This window comes from Asticcacaulis solisilvae, from assembly GCF_052327315.1.
GTDB lineage: Bacteria > Pseudomonadota > Alphaproteobacteria > Caulobacterales > Caulobacteraceae > Asticcacaulis > Asticcacaulis solisilvae_B.
The window spans coordinates 2,972,501-2,995,674 of the sequence record NZ_CP166196.1 but is presented as its reverse complement, the minus strand read 5'-3'; the positions used below and the strand labels follow the sequence as shown (position 1 = coordinate 2,995,674).

Below are 23,174 nucleotides of genomic sequence, written 5' to 3'. Positions count from 1 at the left end.
TGTCGCATGGCCGAAAAGAGAAAAAGCCTGCGCCCGGAGGTCTCCGGGCGCAGGCACGTCCGGCAATTAATAGGTTGCGCGGACGATGAAGGTGATGCGGCGGTCGCTCATGAACCACGAGCGGCCGGCCTCGATCGGCTGGCCATTGGCCTTCAGGTCGAGAATGGCCTTGGTACGCGTGACCTCGTTGTTGAGGTTGGCGCCCTGGATACCGATTTTGACCCGCGGCGTCAGGTCGTAGAAGATCGAGCCGTCGAGCTGGCCGCCGCCGGCCTGCATGATCGGCTGATACGGCACGATGACGTCACGGACCGTGACCAGGAAGTCCGAACGGTAGTTATACGCCAGACGGGCCGAGACACCATACTTTTCGTAGAACACCGTCAGGTTGGCATTGTCCTTCGACAGGCCTTGCAGCGGCAGCTTCGAGGTGTCGATGTTGGCGACGCGGCCGGCGGCGACGTCCGGGTCGGTGTTCGACAGGGTGCTTTGCGACACGCCATGCGAGTTGATGTGCGCGTAGTTGGCGTTGATCCCGAACCCGTTGAACGGCGACGGCAGGAAGTCGTAGGTCTGCTGGTAGGCCAGTTCGAAGCCGTTGACCTTGCCTTTTTCGGACGAGTTGCCCGGCGTGGTCGTAATGACGTCGAAGGTGGCACCGTTGTTCGTGAAGGTGTTGCGGACGGTGGTGTTGGTCACCACGTCCGTAAGCGTCTTGTCGAACAGGGCGAAGGTCAGCGAGCCGACCGGCGCGAAGTACCATTCGGCCGACAGGTCGATATTGGTCGACTGGGTCGGCTTCAGGCCCGGATTGCCGACGGTGACGATGCCTTCCGGCTTGCCGTTGGCGTTGATGTACTGCACCCCGGCGGCCGACGTGGTGTCGAGGCTGAGGTTGTAGTAGGCGCGCACCAGGCCCATGTCGGGGGCCGACACGGTCTTGGTCAGGGCCAGGCGAACCTGGACCTTCGGGTTGAACGCGTACTTCAGGTTGAAGCTCGGCAGCAGGTAGTCGTAGTCCGCGCCACCCTTGATCGGCGTCAGCGCGTTGTTCGACCAGTCGCGCATCTGCTGGCGGACGGCGGGCGTCAGCGAGCAGAAGGTGCTGGCGGGCGGCACGGCCGCGGCGCATTGCGCGTCGGTCGAGTAGTTGTTGACCGGGAAGGCCTCATAGCCCGACGATTCACGCTTGGTGTGTGTGTAGCGCACGCCGATATTGCCCGACAGGCGGCCGCCGCCGTCCACGTCATGCTTGTACTTGAGCATGAGGTAGGCCGCGGTGTTGGTTTCGTTGACCGGATTGATTTCCGACAGGGTGAACGGCGTGCCGGCAACCGCGTTACAGCGCTTGTCGAGCGGGACCCAGCCGCCGGAACCCGAATTGCCGCAGCCGCCGGTCATGTAGGACGCGCCCACCCAGGTCTTGGCGATCGATTCCGCGAAGTTCACGAAACCCGGATAGTCGGCATTGATATTCGAGTTGTAGTAGAGGCGGCCCTGCGTGCCGACCGGGTTGGTGACCTGGCCGCGCATGAAGTTGTCGAACGTGTAGTCGGCGATGTGCGACGCCGAGGTGCCGCCGCCGGTCAGGGTTTCGTCCATCCAGACCTGGCCGCCATTGCCCCACGATTCGGACAGGGCGCCCCAGTTGTACTGCGAGAAGCGCGTCGTCTGGTCGCGTTCCGACCAGCGGACGCCGAAATCGATCGCCTGGGCCCAGTCGTTATGCTCCAGCACGTATTCGCCGTCGAAGCGCGCCGTGTCTTCCTTGCCCTCGGACTGCTCGAAATGGTCCATGGCCGAGCGCCAGAAGCTGTTGTACGGGTCGGCATAGCTGGTGTGCGTGCCGCTGCCGTACAGGCCGCAGTTCGTGCCGCTACAGGCCGTACCCGTCTGCGACAGGTTGGTCGGCATGGAGAAGCTGAATTCCGGCAGGTCGTCGCCGTGCAGCTTGATCGTGGCGTCCTGGTAGGTCGAACCCCAGATCGTGTTGTCGGCCACGTCGACGGTCGAGTTGACGTGTTGCAGGTCGAACTTGAAGCCCCAGCGTTCGTTCGGCGTCCACTTGAAGTTCAGGCTGGTGTCTTCGGTCAGGTAGTTCTGCTGCTGGTTGCGGTAGATGTTGTTCGACTGCAGGCCGTAGAGCGGCGTGCGCTTGTCGCCGCCGCCGCCCTGGTCGGCGCGCCAGCCGGTCGAGTTGGTCGTCAGCACGCCGTCGGTGAAGATGCCCGACGAATCGACGCCGACCGTGGTGCCGTAGTCCGGCCACGAGTCGCCGTTGGCCGCCACGTTGTCGGTGGCGATTTCCATGGCGTGTTCGGTCCAGGCCTGCGTCGCCTCGGAACGGAGGTATTGCAGGGTGGCCAGCATGGTGTCGTCGTTCGACTTCCACTGGGCGGCCACGGCCAGGCCCTTACGCTCACGGTCGGTGAGCTGCGAGCGGAAGGCGGCGCCGCGCGGATAGTAGATGCCCGGGGTACCGCCGCAGGACACGGCCGGCGAGGTGACAGCCACATTGCCCGGATTGGTCGTGACGTTGGTGCGGCAGGCATAGTTCGAGATCTGCGTGCCGTCCGAACGGGTCGACAGCTTGGAATCGACGGCGTCGATCAGGAAGCCGACGTCGCCGATGCTGGTGTGCCAGCGGTTCGAATAGAGGGCCGAATAGGTCGGCGACCACTTCTTAGCGAAGTCGCCGTACGAATCTTCGGCCGAGATCGAGAATTGCTGGCCCTTGGCGTCGAACGGAACGCGCGTGCGCAGGTTGACCGTGCCGGCGATGCCGCCTTCGACCATGCTGGCGTCCGGGTTCTTGAAGACGTCGACGCCGGCCATCAGTTCGGACGGCACGTCGGCGAACGACAGCGAGCGGCCGTTGTTGGCCGAGAACGAGTCGCGGCCGTTGAATTCAGAGCGCGTCATATTCAGGCCGCGGACGGTGACGCCCGAGCCTTCGACCGAAAAGTGGTCCGGGTCGACACCGGCCTTGAAGCGGTCGATGGCGACGCCCGGGATGCGGGCCAGCGCTTCGGTGACCGAACGGTCGGGCAGGGCGCCGATGTCGCTGGCGGTGACCGAATCGACGATGACGTCCGAATCCTTCTTGAGCTGCTGGGCGCTCTTCAGGCTGCGGCGGATCGCGGTGACGACGACGGAATCATCCGACGCAGCCGGCTTGTCCGACTTGGCTTGCGCAAATGCATCCGTCGAGGCGCACATCGAAAGCGCCAGTGCCGACGCGCTGGCGAGCAGCGTCAGGACTGTGGCATTCGCGTGGCCTCGAGTTTTCCCCTTAGTGTTCATTTATGGTTTCCTCTCTGGAATGGCAGCTGTTAGCGCTACCATTTCCTATTTATATGAATTGATGCTGGGGTTGTCAAATTACGCGCGGGTATTATGGGGTTTGTAATCATGTATAATAAAAGTCTATATTCATATTACAAATACGCTTTACGTTTTTTCGCTTGACGGAAACCCATGAAAATAAGAGAAAATTGGAATGTCATCATTTCTTCGTATGATATGACAAATATAAAAGTCTGCGGAATGCAGGGTGCGGAAAAGGGGGCGCGGAGCCGATGTCTGAGCGGCCGGGCGCAATGCGCGTTATTATAGTTGGTGGCGGAACGGCGGGTTGGATTACTGCTGTTTCTCTCGCAACTCTGTATAAAACAAAGAATTTGTCGATTGTACTTGTTGAATCCGAAGATATCGGCACCGTCGGTGTCGGTGAGGCAACGGTGCCACACATCCGATTTTTCAACAGTAAAATCGGCATCGACGAAATGGAATTCATGCGGGCGACCGCGGCGACGTTCAAGCTGGGCATCGAATTCTGCGACTGGCGCGAGAAAGATACCGCCTATGTCCACCCCTTTGGAGCGTATGGGCGGCCGGTAGCGGGGGTCGGTTTCCACCATCATTGGCGGCGCGCCAATCTGGCCGGTCAGGCCGGGCGGATATGCGACTATTCGCTCGGCGTGAAGATGGCTGAGGCCGGCAGGTTCGCCATGCCGGACATGCATGGAAGCGAGCTCAATTCCACCTATTCCTACGCCTATCAGTTCGACGCCGGGCTGTATGCCCGCTTTCTTCGTACGGTATCGGAACGCCGCGGCGTCACCCGCGTGGAAGGCAAGGTCATCGATGTCGAGTGCAATGGTCTGACCAATGATGTCGAGGCGGTGGTGCTGGAAAACGGCCAGCGGCTGGAAGGCGACCTGTTCATCGACTGCTCGGGCTTTCGTGGGCTGCTGATCGAGCAGACGCTGAAAACCGGCTACGAGGACTGGAGCCATTACCTGCCGTGCGACCGCGCCTGGGCAGTGCCGTGCGAGATGCGTGAAGGCAATGTCGCCTACACACGCGCCACGGCGCGTGAAGCCGGCTGGCAGTGGCGTATCCCGCTGCAGCACCGGGTCGGCAACGGCTATGTCTTTTCATCGCGCTTTATCGCCGAGGACGAAGCACGCGACGCGTTGATGGCGCGGCTGGAGGGGCCGGCCATGGCGGCGCCCAAGCTTTTGAAATTTGTCACGGGCATGCGCAACCGGTCGTGGTCGCACAATGTCGTATCGATCGGGCTGTCGAGCGGCTTCCTGGAGCCGCTGGAATCGACCTCGATCCATCTTATACAGCTGGCGGTGACGCATCTGGTCGAGATGATGCCCGACGGTCCGGTCCGCCAGGAGGATCGCGACGAGTATAACCGCCTGATGCGGCGCGAATACGAAAGCGTCCGCGACTTCCTGATCCTGCACTATCATGCCACCGAACGCCGCGACACGGACTTCTGGACCTATGTCCGCACCATGGAGATACCGGCCTCGCTGAAATACAAGATGGACCTGTTCCGTCAGCGCGGCGTCGTCGTCGGCCACAAGGACGGCTTCTTCCTGGAGCCCTCGTGGGTCGCGGTCTATCTGGGGCAGGGGATCGTGCCGGAAGGCTACGATCCGTTGAGCGCCCGCATTCCGGACGACCATCTGCCGGGCGTGCTCGACCGCATCCAGCAGGAGGTCGATGCTGCGGTCGCCGCCATGCCGTCGCACGGCGACTTCCTTGAAGCCTACTGTCCCTTCGTCCGCGAGGGCGCGGCATGACCCGTCTGCGCTCCATAGCGATCGCCGGTGGCGGCGTCGATGCGTGGTTGTCGGCCGCCTGCCTGCTGCGTGCCCTCGACGGTCAGGGCTATGCGATCACCGTCGTCGAGGTTGCGGGCTGCGATGAGCCTGCCGGTGCGGCAGAGGCCGGACTGGCGCCCTTGCGCGCCTTCCATGCGCTTTTGAGCCTGCCCGAAAGCATGGTGCTGGAAGCGGCGGACGGAGCGCGCTGCATGGGCAGCCGCATGGAAGGCTTCGGCCTGGCCGGCGACTTCATCCTGCCCTATGGCGAGGCGGGGACGCGCATCAACGGCGTCGCCTTTCACCATTACATCGGCTGGCTGACGGCGCAGGGGCGGGCGGCCAGCCTCGACGACTATAACCTGGCGGTGCAGATCGCGCGGTCGGGCCGCTTCCAGCCGCCGTCCCAGGCCATCGGGTCGGTACGGGCCACCTATACCTATGGCCTCAACCTCGATCTCGCCGGCTATGCGCGCCTGCTGAAGTCGCTGTGCCTGCACAAGGGCGTCCGGCGCGTCGACGCCCGGGCCATATCGGTCACCGAGTCCGGGCTGGCGTGCGACGGCCAGGCGGTCGCCGCCGACCTGATCCTCGACGCGACCGGGCCACGGCGTCTCGTGTCGCAGGGCTTCAGACCGGCCGGGCCGCCCTTGCAATGCCGCTGGGAGACAGAGGCGCAGCGGCCGTCGCTGCTCAACACGGTGACGCGCCGGGCCGGCGGTTACCGCATGACCTTACCGCTCGGCCGGCGCACGGCCACGGCGGTGATCGGCGAGGCGGTGGAGGGGCCATCGCTGACGCTTCAGCCGGGGTGTCTCGACGCCGCCTGGCAGGGCAGGATCATCGCTGTCGGGCAGGCGGCGGGTGTGTCCGAACCGCTGGGCGCATCTCGCCTGCACTGGCTGCAGGCGGGCCTGACGCGGCTGTTGGCGCTGTTCCCCGACCGCAATCTCTATCCCAGCCTGGCGGCGGAGTATAACCGCCTGATGCGCGACACCTGGGACCGCCAGCGCGATGCCGGCCTGGCCTTCCGGGCGGTCGACGCTCCCGATGGAGACTGGCCGGAAAGCCTGAAGCGCCGCCTGATACAGTTCCGCAGCCGCGGCCATGTCGTGCAATACGACGAGGACGTGTTCAGCGAGCAGGACTGGGTCAACCTGTTCTTCGGCCTGGGCTGGCGGCCGGAACGCTTCGATCCGCTGGTCCTGTCGCAGGACGAGGCCATGGTTCGCCGGACGCTGGACGGGATGCGCGCGGCGGTGCAAAAGGCCGTGTCGGAGGCTGCCGCATGAATGCACCGGTTTCGAAGATCGTCATCGCCGGGGGCGGCACGGCGGGCTGGATGGCGGCAGCGGCGTTGTCGGCCGCCCTGCCGCGAGCGGTCAAAATCGTGCTGGTCGAATCCGAGGAGATCGGCACGGTCGGCGTCGGCGAGGCCACCATCCCGCCGATCGTCGGTTTCAACGAGACGCTGGGCGTGCGCGAGGACGAATTCCTCAAGGCGACATCCGGCACCTTCAAGCTGGGGATCGAGTTCCTGGGCTGGGGGCGAAAGGACACCCGCTACATCCATCCCTTCGGCACCTATGGCATCGACCTGCGCGGGATCAAGTTTCACCAGGCCTATTTCGCCATGAAGCAGGCCGGGCACGCCGTCGGGCCGCTCGACGACTACAGCCTGTGCGCCACGGCCGCCTACGCCAACAGATTCCTGCGGCCGGAACCGAAGATGGGACCGGTGTTCGCCACGCTGAAATACGCCTATCATTTCGACGCCTCGCTTTATGCCGGTTACCTGCGCCGCCTGTCCGAAGGCCGGGGTGTCACGCGGATCGAAGGCCGGATCGTCGACGTGGCGCGCGACGCGGACACGGGGCATATCGCGGCGCTGACGCTCGACGGCGAGCGCACGGTCGACGGCCAGCTTTTCATCGACTGCACCGGCTTTCGCGGCCTGCTGATCGGCGAGGCCCTGGGCGTGCCCTACCGGGACTGGAGCCGATACCTGCCGTGCGACCGGGCGCTGGCCGTGCCCTCGGTGCCGAACGGGCCGCTGACGCCCTATACGCGCGCGACGGCGGACCTGGCCGGCTGGCGCTGGCGCATTCCGTTGCAGCATCGCGTCGGCAACGGCCATGTCTATTGTTCGGCCTTCATGGACGACGATACGGCGCGGTCCCATCTGGTGGCCGGACTTGACGGCGAGCCCCTGGCCGATCCGCGGCCCTTGCGCTTCACCACGGGGCGGCGCGAACGCTTCTGGGAAAAGAACTGCATCGCCATGGGCTTGAGTTCCGGTTTTCTGGAACCTTTGGAGTCGACCTCGATCCATTTGATCCAGAGCGCGGTGTCGAAGCTGATCGCGCTGTTTCCGGATACCGGCTGGGAGGCGGCGGAGCGCGACGAATACAACGCGCTCCTGACCAAACAGTATGAACAGGTCCGCGACTTCATCATCGCCCACTACAAGCTGACGGAGCGCGACGACACGGACTTCTGGCGCCATTGCCGCGACATGGCGGTGCCCGATTCGCTGGCGCACAAGATCGCCCTGTTCGCCGCTAAGGGCCGCCTGATCCGGCACGACGAGGACCTGTTCGCCGAGGACAACTGGCTGGCCGTGCTGAACGGGCAGGGCGTGGTGCCGCGCGGCCACGATCCGCTGATCGACGCGCTTCCGGCCGACGACGTGCTCGCCAATCTCGGCCGCATCCGCGCAGCCATCGCCCAGGCGGCCGGCGCCATGCCGTCTCACGACGCCTTTATCGACCGTTACGGCCGGGCTGTCCCGGTCACGATTCCTGAAAGTGTGAATAAATGAGCCAGCGCATCAAAAAGATCGCCATCATCGGCGGCGGCACCGCCGGCTGGATGAGCGCCGCCGCCCTGTCGAAGATCCTCGGCCCCGACTATGCGCCCGAGATCGTCCTGGTCGAGTCCGACGAGATCGGCATCATCGGCGTCGGCGAGGCGACCATCCCCCAGATCAATGTCTTCAACCGCCTGCTCGGCATCGACGAGACCAGCTTCGTGCGCAATACGCGCGGCACCTACAAGCTGGGTATCGAGTTCGTCGACTGGAAGGCGAAGGGCGAAAGCTATTTCCATCCCTTCGGCCCTTATGGTGTCGACATGCAGGGCGTGTCCTTTCACGCCTTCTGGCTGCGCCTCCAGGCCCTGGGCGGTTCGTCGTCCATCTCGGACTATAATCTCCAGGCGGTGGCGGCCTATGAAAACAAATTCATGCGGCCGCCGGCCGGCGCACCGCCGGGATCGCCGGCCGCCAGGATCGCCTATGCCTACCATTTCGACGCCAGCCTCTATGCCCGCTATCTGCGCGGCTTTGCCGAGGATCACGGCGTCAAGCGCATCGAAGGCAAGATCGTCGAGGTCAGGCAGCGTCCGGCCGACGGCTTTGTCGAAAGCGTCGTGCTGGCCGATGGCCGCACCGTCGAGGCCGAGCTGTTCATCGACTGCTCGGGCCTGCGCGGCCTGTTGATCGAGCAGACGCTGAAGACCGGTTTCACCGACTGGTCGCACTGGCTGCCGTGCGACCGCGCTTTCGCCGCGCCGTGCGAATCGGCGGAAACGCTGACACCCTATACGCGCTCGACGGCGCGCGACGCCGGCTGGCAGTGGCGCATCCCGCTGCAGCACCGCATCGGCAACGGCTATGTCTATTCGTCGCGCTTCTGCGACGACGATACGGCGCGCGCCACCCTGCTCGGCAATCTCGACGGCAGGGTTCTGGCCGAGCCGCGTCAGGTCAGGTTCCTGGCCGGGCACCGCAAGTCGTTCTGGGTGAAGAATGTCGTGGCGATCGGCCTGGCCTCCGGCTTCCTGGAGCCGCTCGAATCGACCTCGATCCACCTGATTCAGTCGGGCCTCGCCAAGCTGTTGATGCTGTTCCCTGACAAGGGCTTCGAACCCGCTGACATCGCGCGTTTCAATGCCATGACGGTGCAGGAATACGAATATATCCGCGACTTCCTGATCCTGCACTACAAGGTCACCGAACGCGACGACACGCCGTTCTGGAATTATGTGCGGACCATGGACATCCCCGACCGCCTGGCCGAAAAAATCGCCATGTTCGAAAGCCGGGGCCGCATCTTCCGCGAGAACGAGGAGCTGTTCAACGACACCAGCTGGTTCGCCGTCATGGTGGGGCAGGGGCTCAAGTCGCGCGGCTACGATCCCGTGGCGCACGTGCTGAGCGATGAGGAATTGCGGACGCGCCTCGGCGATATTCGCGACACCATTCGCGCGACCGCGGACCGCATGCCGCTGCACAGCCGTTTCATCGCCGAAAACTGCGCCATGGACGCAGAGGCCGTGGCCGGATGACCTTTCCCGCCGTGGAGTTACGGGATGCCGTCGATGCCGAAACCTTCGCGCGCGAGATCGCGAGCGGGGGCCGTCCCGTGCTGTTGAAGGGACAGGTCGCCGGCTGGCCGGCCGTGCGGGCAGCCGCGGAATCGCCGGCGCGCCTGGCCGGTTACCTCAAGCGTTTCGACGCCGGCGTTCAGGTGCCCATGGGGCTGGGCAGTCCGGAAAACCACGGGCGCTTCTTCTATACGGCCGACCTCAAGGGATTGAATTTCCGCACCCTGCCGGAATACCTGCCCAGGGCGCTCGACTGGCTGGTGGCGCACCAGGAACAGCCCGGCCAGCCGAGCGTCTACCTCCAGGCCCTGCCGGCCGAACGGGCGCTGCCGGGGTTCCGTGCCGACAATCCGCTGGGCCTTGTCGACCATCTGGCGGAGCCGCGCGTGTGGCTGAGCAATTCAGTCCGTGTCCAGACGCATTTCGATCCGTCCTACAATCTGGCCTGCCTGGTGGCCGGGCGCCGGCGCTTTACGCTGTTTCCGCCCGACCAGACGCCGAACCTCTATCCCGGGCCGTTCGACCTGACGCCGGGGGGCGTGCCGGTGTCGATGGCGGATCTGGACGAGCCCGATCTGGAGCGCCATCCGCGTTTTGCCGAAGCGCTGAAGACGGCTGTGGTGGCCGAGCTTGAGCCTGGAGACGCGCTGTTCATCCCCTACATGTGGTGGCACCACGTCTCGTCCGACCGCGACTTCAACATGCTGGTGAACTACTGGTGGACGGGGGTGCCGGATGCCGTACCGTCGCCCTATGTCGGGCTGTCGGCGGCGCTTATGAGCATTCGGATGCTGCCCGCAGACCAGCGCGCGGCGTGGAAAACGATCTTCGACACATATGTTTTCGAGGCGCATGGCGATCCCGTAGCGCACCTGCCGGAAACGGCGCAGGGCTCGCTGGCCCGGTTGACGCCGGAAGGCCTTTCGCGGTTCAAGCAGCAGTTCAAGACGACCGTAAAAGGAATGGCATGATGCAGCCGTCGCCCGTCTACGAGAATGTCGGCCTGGAAACCTTCATCAAGACCATCGTGCCGCGCAACGAGCCGGCGGTGATGAAGGGACTATGCGCCGGCTGGCCGGCCGTTCAGCGCGCCAGGGCGTCGGATGAGGCCGTCGCGGCGTATCTGCGCGGCCACGATCTCGGCCGTGGCGTCGACGTGCTGGAAGGCGCGCCCGATATCCGTGGCGAGTTCTTCTACGGCGATACGCTGAAGGCGCTCAACTTTACCAGGTCCCGGGCCGGGCTGTCGCCGACGGTCGGGCGAATCCTGGCCGAGCGCGGCAACGCCGAGCCCTCGTCGATCTATGTCCAGTCGACGCCGGTGCGCGAACACCTGCCGCGCTTCGAGCGCGAAAACCGCATAGGCTTCATGCCGGACTATATCGAGCCACGTATCTGGATCGGCAATGCGGTGCGCGTGCAGACGCATTACGACCTGTCGAACAACATCGCCGTCGTGGTGGCGGGCAAGCGGCGGTTTACGACCTTTGCCCCCGACCAGTTGCCAAATCTCTATGTCGGTCCGTTCGAGGTGACCCTGGCCGGCCCTCCGGTCAGTCTGGCCTCATTGGAAAACCCGGATTTCGAGCGCCATCCGCGCTTTCGCGAGGCGCTGGCCTCGGCGCGCTTTGCCGATCTCGAACCCGGCGACGCCATCTATATTCCCTATGCCTGGTGGCACCATGTGCGCTCGCTCGAGCCGTTCAACATCCTGGTGAATTACTGGTGGAACGATACCGACAGCGGCATTGCCGCACCCTATGACGCGCTGCTTCACGCCATGATGGCGGTGCGCGACCTGCCGCGTTCGCAGCGCGAGGTGTGGCGGCTGATGTTCGATCACTATGTCTTCGGGCGCAACGGCGATCCCGTGGCGCACCTGCAGGACGACGACAAGGGCGTGGCGGGGCGGCTTACGCCGGAACGCCGCGCGACGTTGATGCGCGAACTGGGTCAGATCATGCTGGCCCGGACGGAAAAGCCGAAGCCGGGCTGAAATCAGCCCGTGCGCTTGTGGAAGTGGAAGGTGGTGTCCTGGTTGCGCTTGGCTTCGCGCGCGGGGATGACGCGCGCGAAGGGACGGACGCCGAACAGGGTTTCTTCCATGCCGGTCTCCAGGATGTCGCCGCGCTTGGGCGCCTTGAGGAACAGGTCCTCCATCGGCGTGACGACATAGAGGCCTTCGGGCGCATAGACCAGGACCAGACCCTCGTTCTTCGGCATGACCTCGGACCACAGCTTGATCTGGCTGTAGTAAGGCTCGCGCCGCCACGCGTCGGGGCGGTCATGGTCGACATCGATGGCCAGGGTGGTGCCGTTGGGTTCCAGGCGCAGCACGAAGCCGGCATGATCGGGCCGCCACAGGCCGTTCATGTCGTCGTGCTTCAGCCACAGGCACTTGAATTCCTGGCAGATTTTCGGGTGCAGCCCCCATACGCCGCAGCCGCCTTCGGGGCGCACGTGATGGCAGACCGTTCCCGGCTTCTTCTCGAAATCCTCGATCTCATAGACCTTGCAGCACAGCGTACATTCGCCGCAGACCTTGAGATTCGCCTTCGAAGGGGGGCGCTTGGGCGCGGAAGCGGCAGCGCGTGCAGCACTGCCCGGCGCGGGAGACGTCATACTGGAACCTTCTGTTCGGTACGCGATCCTTTTGGTCCGCGCGGCTCAGAGGTTCGAATCGTGACAAAACGGAGTCAATAATTCGTTACTGACGGGTAAGAATTCCGCATTCAGGGCTCGAGCGTTTTCTTGCCCTTGATCACCGCGTCGTAAGAGAAGATGACGTCCTTCTCGGGCGGCTTGACCTCGACGCTGTAATCCGCGCCGATGATCGTCAGGACGTGGCGGATGATATTTTCGCGCGCCTTCGTCTTGGAATCGGTCGCGACACAAAACCAGGGCGCCGCATCCGTGTGCGAGCGCTTCAGCATTTCGTCGCGCGCCGCCGAATAATCATCCCAGCGATCCTGCGCGACCTTGTCGAGGTCGCTGACCTTCAGGCGCTTGCGCGGATCGGAGCGGCGCTCGTCCAGACGTTTCTTTTGTTCATCGCGCGAGATGTCGAGCCACAGCTTGATCAGGGTGATGCCGCCGCGTTCCAGCATGGCCTCGAAATCGGGCACGTCGCGGATGAAGATTTCCTGTTCCTCCGGTGACGAAAAGCCCATGACCTTCTCGACGCCGGCGCGATTGTACCAGGAGCGGTTGAAGATCGCCCATTCGCCGCTGGTCGGCAGGTGCTCGGCGTAGCGCTGAAACCACCACTGGCCGTGTTCGCGGTCGTTCGGCTTGGGCAGGGCGACGACGCGCGTAAAGCGAATGGACAGCGATTCCGTCAGGCGCCGGATCGCTCCGTCCTTGCCGGCGGCGTCGCGGCCCTCGAAGACGATGCAGATCTTGCGGCCGGTCTTCAGGGTCGACAGCTGCGCGTCGACCAGAGCGATCTGGAGCTCCGCCAGCCGCGCTTCGGCCTCGGCCTTCTTCTTTGCCTTGTCGGAATCGGACATTTTTGAGCTCCGCCTTTGTAGCTGAAGCGCCGCATGGCTCGCGCACCTTGCGAAGCTCTATCGCTTCGCTGCTTGAGAGCAAATGCGCGGCGGCCAAAGACCGCAAATGTGGCGCCTTTGCCAATCGAGCGAGCTCGATTGGAATAGAGACCCTAACTGCGGCACAAACCGCTAAAAAATCAAGCTATCCTCTTGCCTTCGGCGGCCACCAGTTGCAGGTGCCCGGCCTTGGCGGATTGGCGCGGCTCATAAAGGCGCGACGACACCAGGGTGTACTTGCCGATCTTGCCGTACGGATTGCGCGGCGCCGCCGACAGGGTCTGGTAGATGCCCACGAAGCGGTCGACGCTGCCGTCGCGGTTCGTCATCGGACACAGGCAGATCTCGAACAGGATCGTATCATTATGGGACGTGTCGCCGTCTCCGGACAGGTCGAGGCCCTGCCAGGGCGCCGACAGGCTGAGGATCAGCGGCTGTTCGCGGCGGCGCGCCAGGACTAGCGCCGTTGATACCGCATCGACGAACGGCTGTCGGAACTGATCCAGAAAGGCGGTGTCTTTCAGCTCATGGCCGTGAAACGCCACGACAAATCCGCCGGACAGGCGAAAGCGGTGGTGCGCGTCGGCGTCCGAGATCATGATCATCTGCGGGATCAGACCTTTGAGATGGGCAGGGTCGAAGGCGGCGCGCGGCGGCGCCTTGTCCGGGCTGGATTGCAGCCCGCGCCAATAGCTCAGGAATGAAACTGTGCTGGAATGGGGCACTTCGGTCTCCTTCTGGCGCGTAGTGCGCAAGAATCCTGCCGAAAGCCTGGTCAAAGGGCGGAATGTCACGTTTTTGTGCACCCGCTTAAGGAAAAGGCAATTTGGCTGCGGTACGGTTCTTGCTTGGAGTGGCGCGAAAAGCCATCGAGGAGCGTTAAATGCGCGGATTTGTATCGAAACTGGCCGGTTTGGTCCTGGGCGTCGGCCTGCTGGCCTTCGCCGGCGAGGCTGCGGCCTGCAACACTGGCTGTCCGCCCCCGGCGCCGCCGACCCCTCCGTCCAATCCCAACCCGCCCAACATGCCGTGCCATTCGTGCGGCGGTGGCGGCAACACCAATGTCAACGTCAATGTCAACGTGAAGGCCAGCGCCTCGGGCAGCGCCAACGTGTTTGCCGGCGCATCGAGCGGCGCGGCCGTCTATGGCGGCGGCTACGGCAACTGGTCGCAGACCCCGGGGTATGTCCAGCAGGCCGGCGGCCTGGCGGTCGTGACGGGCGACGAGGGCTATGAAGCCGTCTCGGAAAGCCGTTCGGTCACCCGCACCCTGATCATCCAGGCCAGCTGCATCGACGACACCGGCGTGCCGCACCCGGCTTCGCAGGTCTTCCCGGATCGCGACGTCGCGAATGCCTATACCGGCGAGGTCTATCGCTGCATCGCCGGCACGCACATGCAGGTCGTCATGGCCGACTGCCTCGACGGCGCCGGCGGCTTGGCCTCCGACCACGCCGTCAGCGAAAGTGCCAGCTACAGCCGGTCGGAAGAACGCGAAGAGCATTCGTCCTATGGCCGCAACGGTTCACACGGCTATGCGTCCAGCAGCTCGGAAAGCCATGAAGAGCATGGTTCGTCGGCTGCCGGCGGCCGTCATGTCGACATGGCCTGCCTGTCGCACGTCAATTTCGACGGCGGCAAGACCATGACCTGCCAGAAGGGTGACGCCCTGTGGTTCGACCACGGCAACATGACCTGCCGCGCGCAGATCCCCGCCCGCCAGTGCAACGAACGCTCGCTGCTGCGCCGCTTCGGCGTCGGCACGAAGATGCTGACCGTTACCCGCACCGAAAGCTTTGCCAGGAAGCGCGAAGTCGCGACCTCCTCGAAGTCGTCCAGCGTGATGGTGTTCGACGGCGGCGTCGGCGGGTTCGTCCAGTAAGTCTTAAAGCTATAAAGTACGCGTACAACCTGAACCCCGCCACGGTCTCCGAGGCGGGGTTTTTGATTCGCGATGAGGTGAAGCGGTATTTTCGCTTTCTCGATCTGTGAGGCTCATACTACAGAGGAACCGATAGGACGATGAAATGGGGGTTATCGGATGAGGGGTTCCAGACTTGCAGTGGCCGGAGTGGCTTTCCTGGCATGTGCGTTCGCGGCCGGGGCGCAGACCCCGCACAAGGGCGAACATGAAATGCACGGAGCGATTCCGAAGGGCTTCAAGTACCTTCCGCTTCCACCCGGGCAGCACGTGGCCGTGGCCTTTTTCACCCGGACTCCGGACAGCCAGTTTCCGTATGACGCGCAGATATCCGTCCTTATCGACAGGGCCGGGCCGGCGACCTTGATCGACAGCCAGTACAACCGGGTTTGGGACAATTACAGGACGGGGTGCGTCGGCAAGTCCGAGGCGCGTGTGCTGTCCAGCGGGACGCAGAACAACTACCCTTACAGCGAGTGGCTTCTAAGCTGCGATGCGGACAAGGAGGCCCGCGGCCCCAGGTTTTCGGTGATGAAGACTGTTGTCGGGCAGTCTTTGGTGTATGTCTATGAATATGAAATGCATTCCGGGCCCGACGACGCGGCGGTGAAGGCGATCCGCGACTATCTCGATTCCGAAATGCTCTGCGATGACACGTCCGCGTCGCATCCCTGCCAGACGACGGGCAACTGAGCGAAAGCGGATTTTCGGACAGGCCATGTGGAAAGAGCCGGATCGATGATCCGGCTCTTTCCGTTTCGGGATGTGGCGGTCCTTATTGCGCCGCCGAGGCGTCCTTGGCCGGCTTGATCTGGATGCGCATGGCCTTGGCCATATCGAGATAGGTGTTCGCCAGGGTCTGGATGTCGGCTGCGGTCACGCTGTTGATCTGCTCGCGGCGCGAGCGGATGGCGTCGACCGTGCGCGGATCGCGCGCCGAGCCTGGCAGGACACGCAGCCAGTAGGCATTGGTCTTCCAGTCGTTGTCGAGCTTGTCCAGCACCGGCTTGCGCGCGCGCAGCAGTTCGTCGTCGCTGATCGGCTTGGCCTTGAGGTCGGCGACGATGCCGGAAAGCGCATCATAGAAGGTCTGGTCCTGGTCGGGCTTCACCTCGGCCGAGGCCGACAGGTAGCCGTAGCCGGCAAAGGTGTCCGACGCATAGGAGCCGGCATTGGGGCTATAGCTCAGGGCCTTGTTTTCGCGCACCACGTCGATCAGCCGCAACTGCATGACATTGGCCAGCATTTCCAGGCCGCGCGCCGTCTTCGTGTCGGCGAAGAAGTCGTTGGTCGGCCAGGCGACATAGCTCAGGTCCTGGTCGGCGCGGCCATGGTGCTCGAAGCTCTGGCTGAGATTGGCCGTCGGGAACCTGACCACGGCGGCGTCGGCCGGTGCGGCCGTCTGCGTGCGTGGCGCCAGGGTCGCGAAGGTTTTGGCGATCACCGCCTCGGCCTTGTCCTCGCTGATGTCGCCCACGATGGTGATTTCGATCGGCTGGCTCTTCAACTGGCGTTCGATCAGCGCCTTGACCTGGTCGTTCGACACCTTGAGGAAATCGTCCTGGGCCGGGATGCCGAAGCGCGGATCGCCGCTGTGCAGGGCCGCCGTGCCGTGCAACTGGAAGACGCCGCTGGTCGAGGTGCCGAGCTGGGTATAGTAGTTCGGCACGAACGACTTCAGGCGTTCCCACGCGTCGGCCCGGTAAGCCGCGTCGGTGGTGAAGGCCATGAGCAGTTGCATCTGGGTCTCGAAGTCGGTCGGCGTCGTGGCGCCCGAAAGCTGCGAGGCGTCTTCGCTGATGCTGAAGTCCATGCGGACGATCTTGCCGGTCAGGCTGTCCTTGAGCTCGTTGGCGTCGAGCTTGCCGAGACCGCCTTCGCTCAGGTCGGCGACCTGGGCTTCGAAGACCGGCGGGTTGGCGCCGGGTGACAGCGACGCCTGGCCGCCGGCGAACTGGACGATGATGCCGATCTCGTTTTCCTTGAACTTGGTCGGCTTGATGATCGCCTTGACGCCGTTGGCATAGGTCAGTTCGGTAACGCCGAGATCCTTGAGTTCGTCGCGTTTGACGACGGCCGACGGCGTTCCGAAGGCCGTGTACGGCCAGACCTTGCTGCCCTGGCTTGCGTACTTTGCCAGCTTGGCGCCGTTGACCGCGTCGAAGGTCGCGCTGAGGGCCGCCTTGTCGAGATCGCCCGCGGTCTGGGCGCTGTGCCAGATCAGCGGGCCGTCGCCGTCGAACAGCGCGTTGATGCCGCCGTTGACCGAGGCCAGGGTGATCTTCGGATGCATGGCCTTGAAGAAGGCGTAGTCCTGGGTCGGTGAGGTGAAGACATCGGCGCTGTTGACCGTGTCGACCAGCGATTCCGCCAGGGCGCGGTTGTTGCGCGTCTTTTCGCCTTCGACCTCGGCCTTGTAGGTAGCGTCGAGATCCTTGACCACCCGGTCGAGCTCGGTCTGGTCGGCGCCGTACATCCGGAACTGACGCAGCGTGGCATAGGCCTGTTCGAAGGCGGCCTTGTCCTGGCCGGGCTTGGGCTCGATCGACAGTTGCAGCCCGTCCGCCGTATGTTCCGTGCCGAACTGGGAGAGCGAGGCCGCGGAGAATGCCGTGTCAGGTTTTTTGGCCTGGCGCTCCAGGCGGTCGTTGAGGATGGCCGTACGGATCTGGTCGAGGAAGTCCGTCTCGGTCTTGGCCTCTGTCTGGTAATGCTCGTCCTTGGCCTTAGCCCAGGTCAGGTTAATGCCGTCGGGCAGGCCGTTTTCGGTATAGACCTCGCTCCGGACCGGCTTTTTCGTGTAGGCGCCGAAGTCCGTGAGGCGAAGGTCCTTGGCGCCCGCCGGCGCCCAGTCGCCGAACTTGGCCTTGATCTTCGCTTCCATCTTGTCGACGTCGAAGTCGCCGACAGCGATGACCGTGCCGCGTTCGGGGCGGTAATAGGCGTTGTAGAAGTCCTGGAACTGGTCCTGCTTGGCGTTCTTGATGACATCGATCAGGCCGATCGGCAGGCGTTCGGCGTATTTCTGGCCGGTGAAGGCCGCGGCTGCCCATTTCTTGAACTGGTGCGTGTCGGGCGAATCGCGCAGGCGCTCTTCACCCAGGATCACGCCGCGTTCGCGGTCGATGGCGTCGGGCGCCAGGGTCAGGTTACCGGCGGTTTCGCGCAGCAGGAACAGGGCGGTGTCGAGATCGTCATCGGCCACCTTCGGCAGGTCGAGCTCATAGACCGTCTGGTCGAAGCTGGTGAAGGCGTTGGTGTCAGGACCGAACTTCAGGCCGTGGCGTTCGAGGATCTTGACCATGTCGCCTTCCGGCACGTTCTTCGAGCCGTTGAAGGCCATGTGCTCGAGGAAGTGGGCCAGGCCGCGCTGCTGCTCCGTCTCCATCATCGAGCCGCCGCCGATGCGCAGGCGGAACGAAGCCGTGCCCGGAGGCGTGGCGTTCTTCAGGATGGCGTAGGTCATGCCGTTGGCCAGGCGGCCGAAGCGCACGTTCGGATCGGCCTTGATGTCGGAATAGTCCTGCGCGAAGTGCACGGGTTGCTTCGGATCAGGCAGGACCGGCTTGAACGCCGCCTTGGCTGGTGCATGGGCCGGTGCATGGGCCGGAGCCTTCGGCGCCGCCGCCTTGGCCAGGCCGTCGAGCGGCGTCAGGGCGGTGGAGGCAAGCGCCAGGACGGCGAGGGCGGGCAGCAAGGATTTTTTCGACGACATGGATCGGCCTCCGTGAGCGTTTGGCGCTCGTGTATTTTGCGGCGCGACGGTTGCAGAGATTTGCGGCCGAATAAAGCGTAAATTGCCACATTACGAAGGCGTAATGTGGCAACCGGCTTATTTCACATGCGTCTTGATCCAGTCGCCCACGGTCTTGAGCGCCAGCGGCGACAGGGTTTGCTCGATTGCGGCGTATTCCGCGGGGGAGCCGGTCTTCGCTTCCTGGAACAGGTGGTTGAGGCCTGGAAGCTCGGTCACCGTCACATCCTTGTCGGCTTTCAACGCCGTCTTGATGGCGGCCAGGTCTTCGGCCGGCGGCACCTGCAGGTCCAGCGAACCGCCGATGGCCAGGACCGGCACGCGCACCTTTTGCAGCACCGGTATGGGATCGCTGGCCAGGAAGGCGCGCATCCAGGGCGACGTTACCTGCTTGATGCTGGCGTCGGCGCGTTCGCGGCTCAGCGTGCCCTTCGCCACTTCGGGATCGAGCACGGCCTTGACGGCGGCGATCGCGTCGGCCTCGGTTTTCGTGCCCTTGACCGCGGCATAGACGCGTTCCGTGACGGCCAGATTCTGGGCGATCGTGGCGTCGGGTACGCCGGATGCCCTGGCGATCAGGCCCTGTTGCTTTAGCAGCAACTGGTCGCCGGGCAGGCCCGGTCCCGCCATCAGGACGATGAAGCTGGTCCTGGGGTCTACGACCGCCACCGCCGGCGCGATCAGGCCGCCTTCGGAATGGCCGAGCAGGCCGACATGGCGGGCGTCGATGCCGGGTTGGCTGCGCAGCCAGGCCGCTGCGGCAATTGCGTCCGTCGTGAACTCGGCGGTGGTCGCCTGGGCGTAATCGCCGGTCGACTGGCCGACGCCGCGCTTGTCGTAGCGCAGGACTGCGATGCCCTGGCGCGCCAGGTAATCGGCCAGGACCAGGAAGACCTTGTGATTGAAGACCGCTTCGTCGCGCGTGTTCGGCCCGGAGCCCGAGATCAGCACGACGGCTGGGAACGGTCCCTTGCCTTCCGGGCGGCTGAGCGTCCCGGCCAGGCTAACCTGCGGACCGCCGGCAATGATCACGGCTTCGTCGTGATAGGGCAGGGGACTGGCGGCAATGGCCTCTTCCTGGGGACGCTTCGGCGCCTTGGGGGCGTCGGCGGCCGTTGCGCGGCTCAGGTTCAACGGCGCGGAACCGCCGTTCTGCGTCCAGGTCCCGGCCCACTGCTTGCCGGCCTCGTCCCACTTGCCGTCATAACCGCCGCCTATTGCGGTAATGCCGAATTTCAGGTGGTCCGGCATGGCGTCTATCGTGTCGAGCGGGATCTTGACGTCGCCCTGGTCGACGCTTTCCATGATGCCCGACAGCTTGCCGTCCGCCGCCTTGGTGATGTGGACGATCAGGTGCAGTTGCCCCATCAGGACGCCCGCCCAGTCGCCGGCGGCGTCCTCGGCATGGGCGGATAGGGCGGGGCTCAGCGCCAGGATGGCGGCGGCCGCGGTCAGAAGCTTTTTCATGATAGTCCCCTCGATGACATATTTCGGCGTTTACCAAAATAACAGCAAAGCGTCAACCATGAGACGTAAAAAGGGCGTCCCCGTGAAGGACGCCCTTTTCCTGTCAGATGTAGCGAAATCTATTTTCCGCCGGAGACGTAATAGGTGGCGCTGTTGCCGACCGCCTTGGCGGACGACACGATTGAGCGGCCTTGGGTGACGTTCGCCGTGCTGGTGGCATTGACGTCGCCATTGTTGACCTGGGTCGAATTGACGTTCACGTCCGCCTTGCACTCGGCACAGGCATAGGCCAGGGCCTGGTTGCCGTAGGCTTCGGCCGAGATGTACGAATCGTAGCCGGTATTGCCTTCGAAGGTGGCGTTCACATCGACACCGCCGTCCGAGATCTGGGTGTTGTCGAGGTGGAGCGTCACGTCGTTATTGCCGGCGGCCAGCCGGTTGCCGATACCCGAAGCCGACACGTCGGCCGTGCCGTACTCATAAGCCGAGATATAGGCCTGCGACTGGACGTTGCCGCCCTGGTGCTGGTCGTTGATCACGTCCATCGAGCCGCCGGCGTTCTGCAGTTCGGTATTGTTGGCCACCGCCGTGCCTTGCGCGGCGACATTCCACATATTGCCGCCATAGACTTCGGCGCGGGCATGCGTCATGGCCGACTGGTCCTGGTGGACTTCGTGAGCCTGCGAGCCCTGCTGGTCCGAATAGGCGCCATAGTAGTTGTTGGTGGCTGAAGCGCTATAGAGATTGTCCGACGGCGAATAGTGCACCGTCGCCGACACGTCGGCGCGCGAGTCCGAGCTTGACGCCTGCCACGACTGCGCATCGAGGCGCCCGTTCGTCACCTGGTAGGCCTGATGGTTGACTTCGCTGATCGCATCGCCTTCGCCGCTCTGGTAGATGGCGTTGTTGGGCGACTGGACGTCCGTCCAGGCCGAGACGGCCGTGCCGGTCGAGGTCTGGTGCGTCGTCACGGCGGCATCGCCGTCCTGGGCGACGTGAGTCATGTAGTTGCCGACGGCCTGCGTGGTCACATACATCGGCGTGCCAAGCGACAGGTCTTCGGCGCCGGTATTGGTGCCGTTGACCGCCGCGCGCGCGGTAACATTGCCCGACACGGTCTGGGTCGCGGTGACGGTCGCACCGACGGATTGGTTGCCGCCTTGCAGGCTGTTGCCCGTCGATTGCGATTCGACCTGGGTCAGGCCGTAGTTCTCGACGACGTTCAGCGCCTGGTCCGACAGGACATCACCAGTCTGCGTCTGCGTGCTGGTGATGACTTCCTGCGCGAAGCTAGTAGCGGGAAGCGCTGCTGCTGTCAGTATGGCTGCTGTCAGTATGGCTGCTGCCCTTGTCGGAGCGGGCGCCGCGGCGGCGGTCGTCATCGACGGCCTGCCAGCGGGACGGATCGGCGCGCGTTGCAGCATTGTTGCTCTCCAGGTTGTCATAGGCGGGGGTCAGGCCCCCGGTCACGCCCAGCGTGCTCGGATTGTTGAGGAAGTCGTTGCGCGGGTCGAGGCAGACCTCGGGGCCGGTCGCGCCGTACAGGTTGGCCATGAATTCCAGCGTGGCGCGTTCGATCATCGAGCGCACGGCCAGCTGCATGGGCTCGAGCGCGCCCTGGCCACCGGAAATATCGAAGATGTTGCCGTTCAGGATGTCGAAGACGCCGGCCTTCACTTCCTTGCCGACGATCTGCTTCTGGTACGAGATCACGTCGACCACTTCCAGCGTGCGGGTATCGACCAGGCGCAGGTCAAGGGCGACGTTCATGACGTAGGTGCGGCCGTAGGCCATGCCCTTGAGGCTGGTGTCGGCTGTGCCGCCGGCATAGGCGTCGACGCCCGACGAACGGATATTGTAGTTCAGTTCGGTGATGCCGCCGACGATGAAGAAGTCGGAACCGGCGACCTGGCCGGCCATGATCTTGCGGTAATCGGCCGGACGGTTCGGATTGGCGACCTGGTCGTCGGTGATCAGCTTGTTGTTGGCGTACTTCAGTTCCAGTTCGCCGACCGACGTGTCGAAGCGCTCGACCTGGCGGGCGCCGGCCTTGGCCAGGGCGGTCATCGCCATGAGCGAAGCGCCCTGGGTGATTTCACGGCCGCCTTCCAGCGAGACCTTGCCGGTATAGTCCGAAATCCGGCCGACGGCGAGGCGCGGCGAGGCCAGGCGGCGCGAGCGGGCATATTCGCCGAGGCAGACCAGGGCGTCGGAATAGGCCGTGGCATTGGCGGTGACAGGCGCGGTGCCGATCGGGTCCTTGTAGAGACCATCGGCATTGACGCCGGGCGTGGTCATGCAGCCCGACAGCGACACGGCGATCATGGCGGTGCCGGCCAGCAGGAGGGCGGCCTTTTTCAGGCGCTTGCCGGCGGTTTGCGGTTTGCTGTTCGAAGCCGTCATTGGAGGTTGACCTGTCCGTTCAAAGAGGAATCTGTGGAAGAGGTGCCCTGGGCACCCGTGGCGGTGACGCCGTTGGCGGTCGCCGTGACATTGCCGTTATTGGTCTGGGTCGAATGGACGATAACGGTGTTGTACGACCCGTTGACCGTGACCTGAAGATTGTTGCCGATGGCGGTGGCGCCGCCGATGGCGCCCGCGCCTGAGTAGACATCGCCGGCGCCGTATGTTTTCGACGCGGCGTAGACGCTGTTGTCGGAGCCCGTGACCATCATGCCGTCGACCAGGACGCGGTTGCCGTTGGCATCGCGTGTCGACGGATCGATCGGATTTTGCAGCTGGTTACGCGTCAGGCCGTAACCGGTTTCGTAGGCGCTGGCGCTGGTCGTCATCGTCTGGGCCGACGCCGAAGTGGCGGCGGCCAGGCCGAGAAACGCAAAGGGCACCAGGGTTTTGGTAAACGACATGTCCTGCTCCTGACCTGGGACATTCACGCCTCAGGCGAACGGTTCCCCAGCAATTCAGGTGCCACTGTCGCTTCAAACTTTAAAAATAACGTATATTTCCGTTAAAAA

Annotated in this window: 17 protein-coding genes; 8 read left to right on the top strand and 9 right to left on the bottom strand. The window is 64.0% G+C overall.

The genetic code is table 11. The features are described from left to right. Positions 1-66 precede the first annotated feature (66 nt). Positions 67-3,303 carry a TonB-dependent receptor gene (locus AB8717_RS14175; protein ID WP_443747974.1) on the bottom strand — a complete coding sequence of 1,079 codons (3,237 nt, stop codon included), beginning with the start codon at positions 3,301-3,303 and terminating at the stop codon, positions 67-69. 275 nt (positions 3,304-3,578) lie between these two features. On the opposite strand from AB8717_RS14175, the gene AB8717_RS14170 reads away from it, so the two are divergent. Genes AB8717_RS14170 through AB8717_RS14145 form a run of 6 tightly spaced genes read left to right on the top strand, consistent with a single transcriptional unit; the run spans position 3,579 to position 11,505 of the window. Next, positions 3,579-5,102: a tryptophan halogenase family protein gene (locus AB8717_RS14170; RefSeq protein WP_443747973.1), complete on the top strand. Its 1,524-nt coding sequence runs from the start codon at positions 3,579-3,581 to the stop codon at positions 5,100-5,102. Beyond that, a complete protein-coding gene (locus AB8717_RS14165) occupies positions 5,099-6,415 on the top strand; it encodes a tryptophan 7-halogenase (protein WP_443747972.1) in 1,317 nt (438 codons plus the stop codon). Before AB8717_RS14170 ends, AB8717_RS14165 begins: the two co-directional genes overlap by 4 nt. Then, on the top strand, positions 6,412-7,944 hold the full coding sequence (locus tag AB8717_RS14160; protein WP_443747971.1) for a tryptophan halogenase family protein: 1,533 nt from the start codon (positions 6,412-6,414) through the stop codon (positions 7,942-7,944). The genes AB8717_RS14165 and AB8717_RS14160 overlap by 4 nt, the downstream gene beginning before the upstream one ends. After that, on the top strand, positions 7,941-9,470 hold the full coding sequence (locus tag AB8717_RS14155; protein WP_443747970.1) for a tryptophan halogenase family protein: 1,530 nt from the start codon (positions 7,941-7,943) through the stop codon (positions 9,468-9,470). The genes AB8717_RS14160 and AB8717_RS14155 overlap by 4 nt, the downstream gene beginning before the upstream one ends. Further along, positions 9,467-10,480, top strand: a complete 1,014-nt coding sequence (locus AB8717_RS14150) for a cupin-like domain-containing protein (protein ID WP_443747969.1) — start codon at positions 9,467-9,469, stop codon at positions 10,478-10,480. Before AB8717_RS14155 ends, AB8717_RS14150 begins: the two co-directional genes overlap by 4 nt. Beyond that, complete coding sequence (locus AB8717_RS14145; protein WP_443747968.1) at positions 10,477-11,505, top strand: cupin-like domain-containing protein; 1,029 nt, start codon at positions 10,477-10,479, stop codon at positions 11,503-11,505. The genes AB8717_RS14150 and AB8717_RS14145 overlap by 4 nt, the downstream gene beginning before the upstream one ends. Before the next feature lie 2 nt (positions 11,506-11,507). Here AB8717_RS14145 and AB8717_RS14140 read toward each other — a convergent pair whose 3' ends face one another. From AB8717_RS14140 to AB8717_RS14130, 3 genes are all read right to left on the bottom strand, one after another. Then, positions 11,508-12,131, bottom strand: a complete 624-nt coding sequence (locus AB8717_RS14140) for a hypothetical protein (RefSeq protein ID WP_443747967.1) — start codon at positions 12,129-12,131, stop codon at positions 11,508-11,510. A gap of 110 nt (positions 12,132-12,241) precedes the next feature. After that, positions 12,242-13,018 (bottom strand): polyphosphate kinase 2, encoded by a 777-nt coding sequence (gene ppk2 / locus AB8717_RS14135; protein WP_443747966.1) that lies wholly within the window; start codon positions 13,016-13,018, stop codon positions 12,242-12,244. Between the two features lie 179 nt (positions 13,019-13,197). After that, positions 13,198-13,782 carry a PAS domain-containing protein gene (locus AB8717_RS14130; protein WP_443747965.1) on the bottom strand — a complete coding sequence of 195 codons (585 nt, stop codon included), beginning with the start codon at positions 13,780-13,782 and terminating at the stop codon, positions 13,198-13,200. A gap of 158 nt (positions 13,783-13,940) precedes the next feature. Here AB8717_RS14130 and AB8717_RS14125 point away from each other — a divergent pair, with 158 nt between their 5' ends. Continuing rightward, complete coding sequence (locus AB8717_RS14125) at positions 13,941-14,939, top strand: hypothetical protein (protein ID WP_443747964.1); 999 nt, start codon at positions 13,941-13,943, stop codon at positions 14,937-14,939. A 252-nt stretch (positions 14,940-15,191) separates the two neighbouring features. Beyond that, on the top strand, positions 15,192-15,671 hold the full coding sequence (locus AB8717_RS14120; protein WP_443747963.1) for a hypothetical protein: 480 nt from the start codon (positions 15,192-15,194) through the stop codon (positions 15,669-15,671). 82 nt (positions 15,672-15,753) lie between these two features. On the opposite strand, the gene AB8717_RS14115 is transcribed toward AB8717_RS14120, so the two are convergent. From AB8717_RS14115 to hfaA, 5 genes are all read right to left on the bottom strand, one after another. Then, a complete protein-coding gene (locus AB8717_RS14115; RefSeq protein ID WP_443747962.1) occupies positions 15,754-18,693 on the bottom strand; it encodes a M16 family metallopeptidase in 2,940 nt (979 codons plus the stop codon). A gap of 117 nt (positions 18,694-18,810) precedes the next feature. Further along, positions 18,811-20,199 (bottom strand): alpha/beta hydrolase family protein, encoded by a 1,389-nt coding sequence (locus AB8717_RS14110; RefSeq protein WP_443747961.1) that lies wholly within the window; start codon positions 20,197-20,199, stop codon positions 18,811-18,813. 119 nt (positions 20,200-20,318) lie between these two features. Continuing rightward, positions 20,319-21,581, bottom strand: a complete 1,263-nt coding sequence (gene hfaD / locus AB8717_RS14105) for a holdfast anchor protein HfaD (protein WP_443747960.1) — start codon at positions 21,579-21,581, stop codon at positions 20,319-20,321. Then, positions 21,490-22,602, bottom strand: coding sequence for a holdfast anchoring protein HfaB (hfaB, locus tag AB8717_RS14100; protein ID WP_443747959.1), 1,113 nt, complete (start codon positions 22,600-22,602; stop codon positions 21,490-21,492). The genes hfaD and hfaB overlap by 92 nt, the downstream gene beginning before the upstream one ends. Next, the gene (gene hfaA / locus AB8717_RS14095; RefSeq protein ID WP_443747958.1) at positions 22,599-23,066 is read right to left on the bottom strand and encodes a holdfast anchoring protein HfaA; all 468 of its coding nucleotides are present in this window, start codon (positions 23,064-23,066) and stop codon (positions 22,599-22,601) included. The genes hfaB and hfaA overlap by 4 nt, the downstream gene beginning before the upstream one ends. Positions 23,067-23,174: the final 108 nt, after the last annotated feature.

Coding starts and splice junctions, on each gene's coding strand:
- AB8717_RS14175 (WP_443747974.1), bottom strand. CDS start 3,303: ATGAACACTAAGGGGAAAACTCGAGGCCACGCGAATGCCACAGTCCTG.
- AB8717_RS14170 (WP_443747973.1), top strand. CDS start 3,579: ATGTCTGAGCGGCCGGGCGCAATGCGCGTTATTATAGTTGGTGGCGGA.
- AB8717_RS14165 (WP_443747972.1), top strand. CDS start 5,099: ATGACCCGTCTGCGCTCCATAGCGATCGCCGGTGGCGGCGTCGATGCG.
- AB8717_RS14160 (WP_443747971.1), top strand. CDS start 6,412: ATGAATGCACCGGTTTCGAAGATCGTCATCGCCGGGGGCGGCACGGCG.
- AB8717_RS14155 (WP_443747970.1), top strand. CDS start 7,941: ATGAGCCAGCGCATCAAAAAGATCGCCATCATCGGCGGCGGCACCGCC.
- AB8717_RS14150 (WP_443747969.1), top strand. CDS start 9,467: ATGACCTTTCCCGCCGTGGAGTTACGGGATGCCGTCGATGCCGAAACC.
- AB8717_RS14145 (WP_443747968.1), top strand. CDS start 10,477: ATGATGCAGCCGTCGCCCGTCTACGAGAATGTCGGCCTGGAAACCTTC.
- AB8717_RS14140 (WP_443747967.1), bottom strand. CDS start 12,131: ATGACGTCTCCCGCGCCGGGCAGTGCTGCACGCGCTGCCGCTTCCGCG.
- ppk2 (WP_443747966.1), bottom strand. CDS start 13,018: ATGTCCGATTCCGACAAGGCAAAGAAGAAGGCCGAGGCCGAAGCGCGG.
- AB8717_RS14125 (WP_443747964.1), top strand. CDS start 13,941: ATGCGCGGATTTGTATCGAAACTGGCCGGTTTGGTCCTGGGCGTCGGC.
- AB8717_RS14120 (WP_443747963.1), top strand. CDS start 15,192: ATGCACGGAGCGATTCCGAAGGGCTTCAAGTACCTTCCGCTTCCACCC.
- AB8717_RS14115 (WP_443747962.1), bottom strand. CDS start 18,693: ATGTCGTCGAAAAAATCCTTGCTGCCCGCCCTCGCCGTCCTGGCGCTT.
- AB8717_RS14110 (WP_443747961.1), bottom strand. CDS start 20,199: ATGAAAAAGCTTCTGACCGCGGCCGCCGCCATCCTGGCGCTGAGCCCC.
- hfaD (WP_443747960.1), bottom strand. CDS start 21,581: ATGACGACCGCCGCCGCGGCGCCCGCTCCGACAAGGGCAGCAGCCATA.
- hfaB (WP_443747959.1), bottom strand. CDS start 22,602: ATGACGGCTTCGAACAGCAAACCGCAAACCGCCGGCAAGCGCCTGAAA.
- hfaA (WP_443747958.1), bottom strand. CDS start 23,066: ATGTCGTTTACCAAAACCCTGGTGCCCTTTGCGTTTCTCGGCCTGGCC.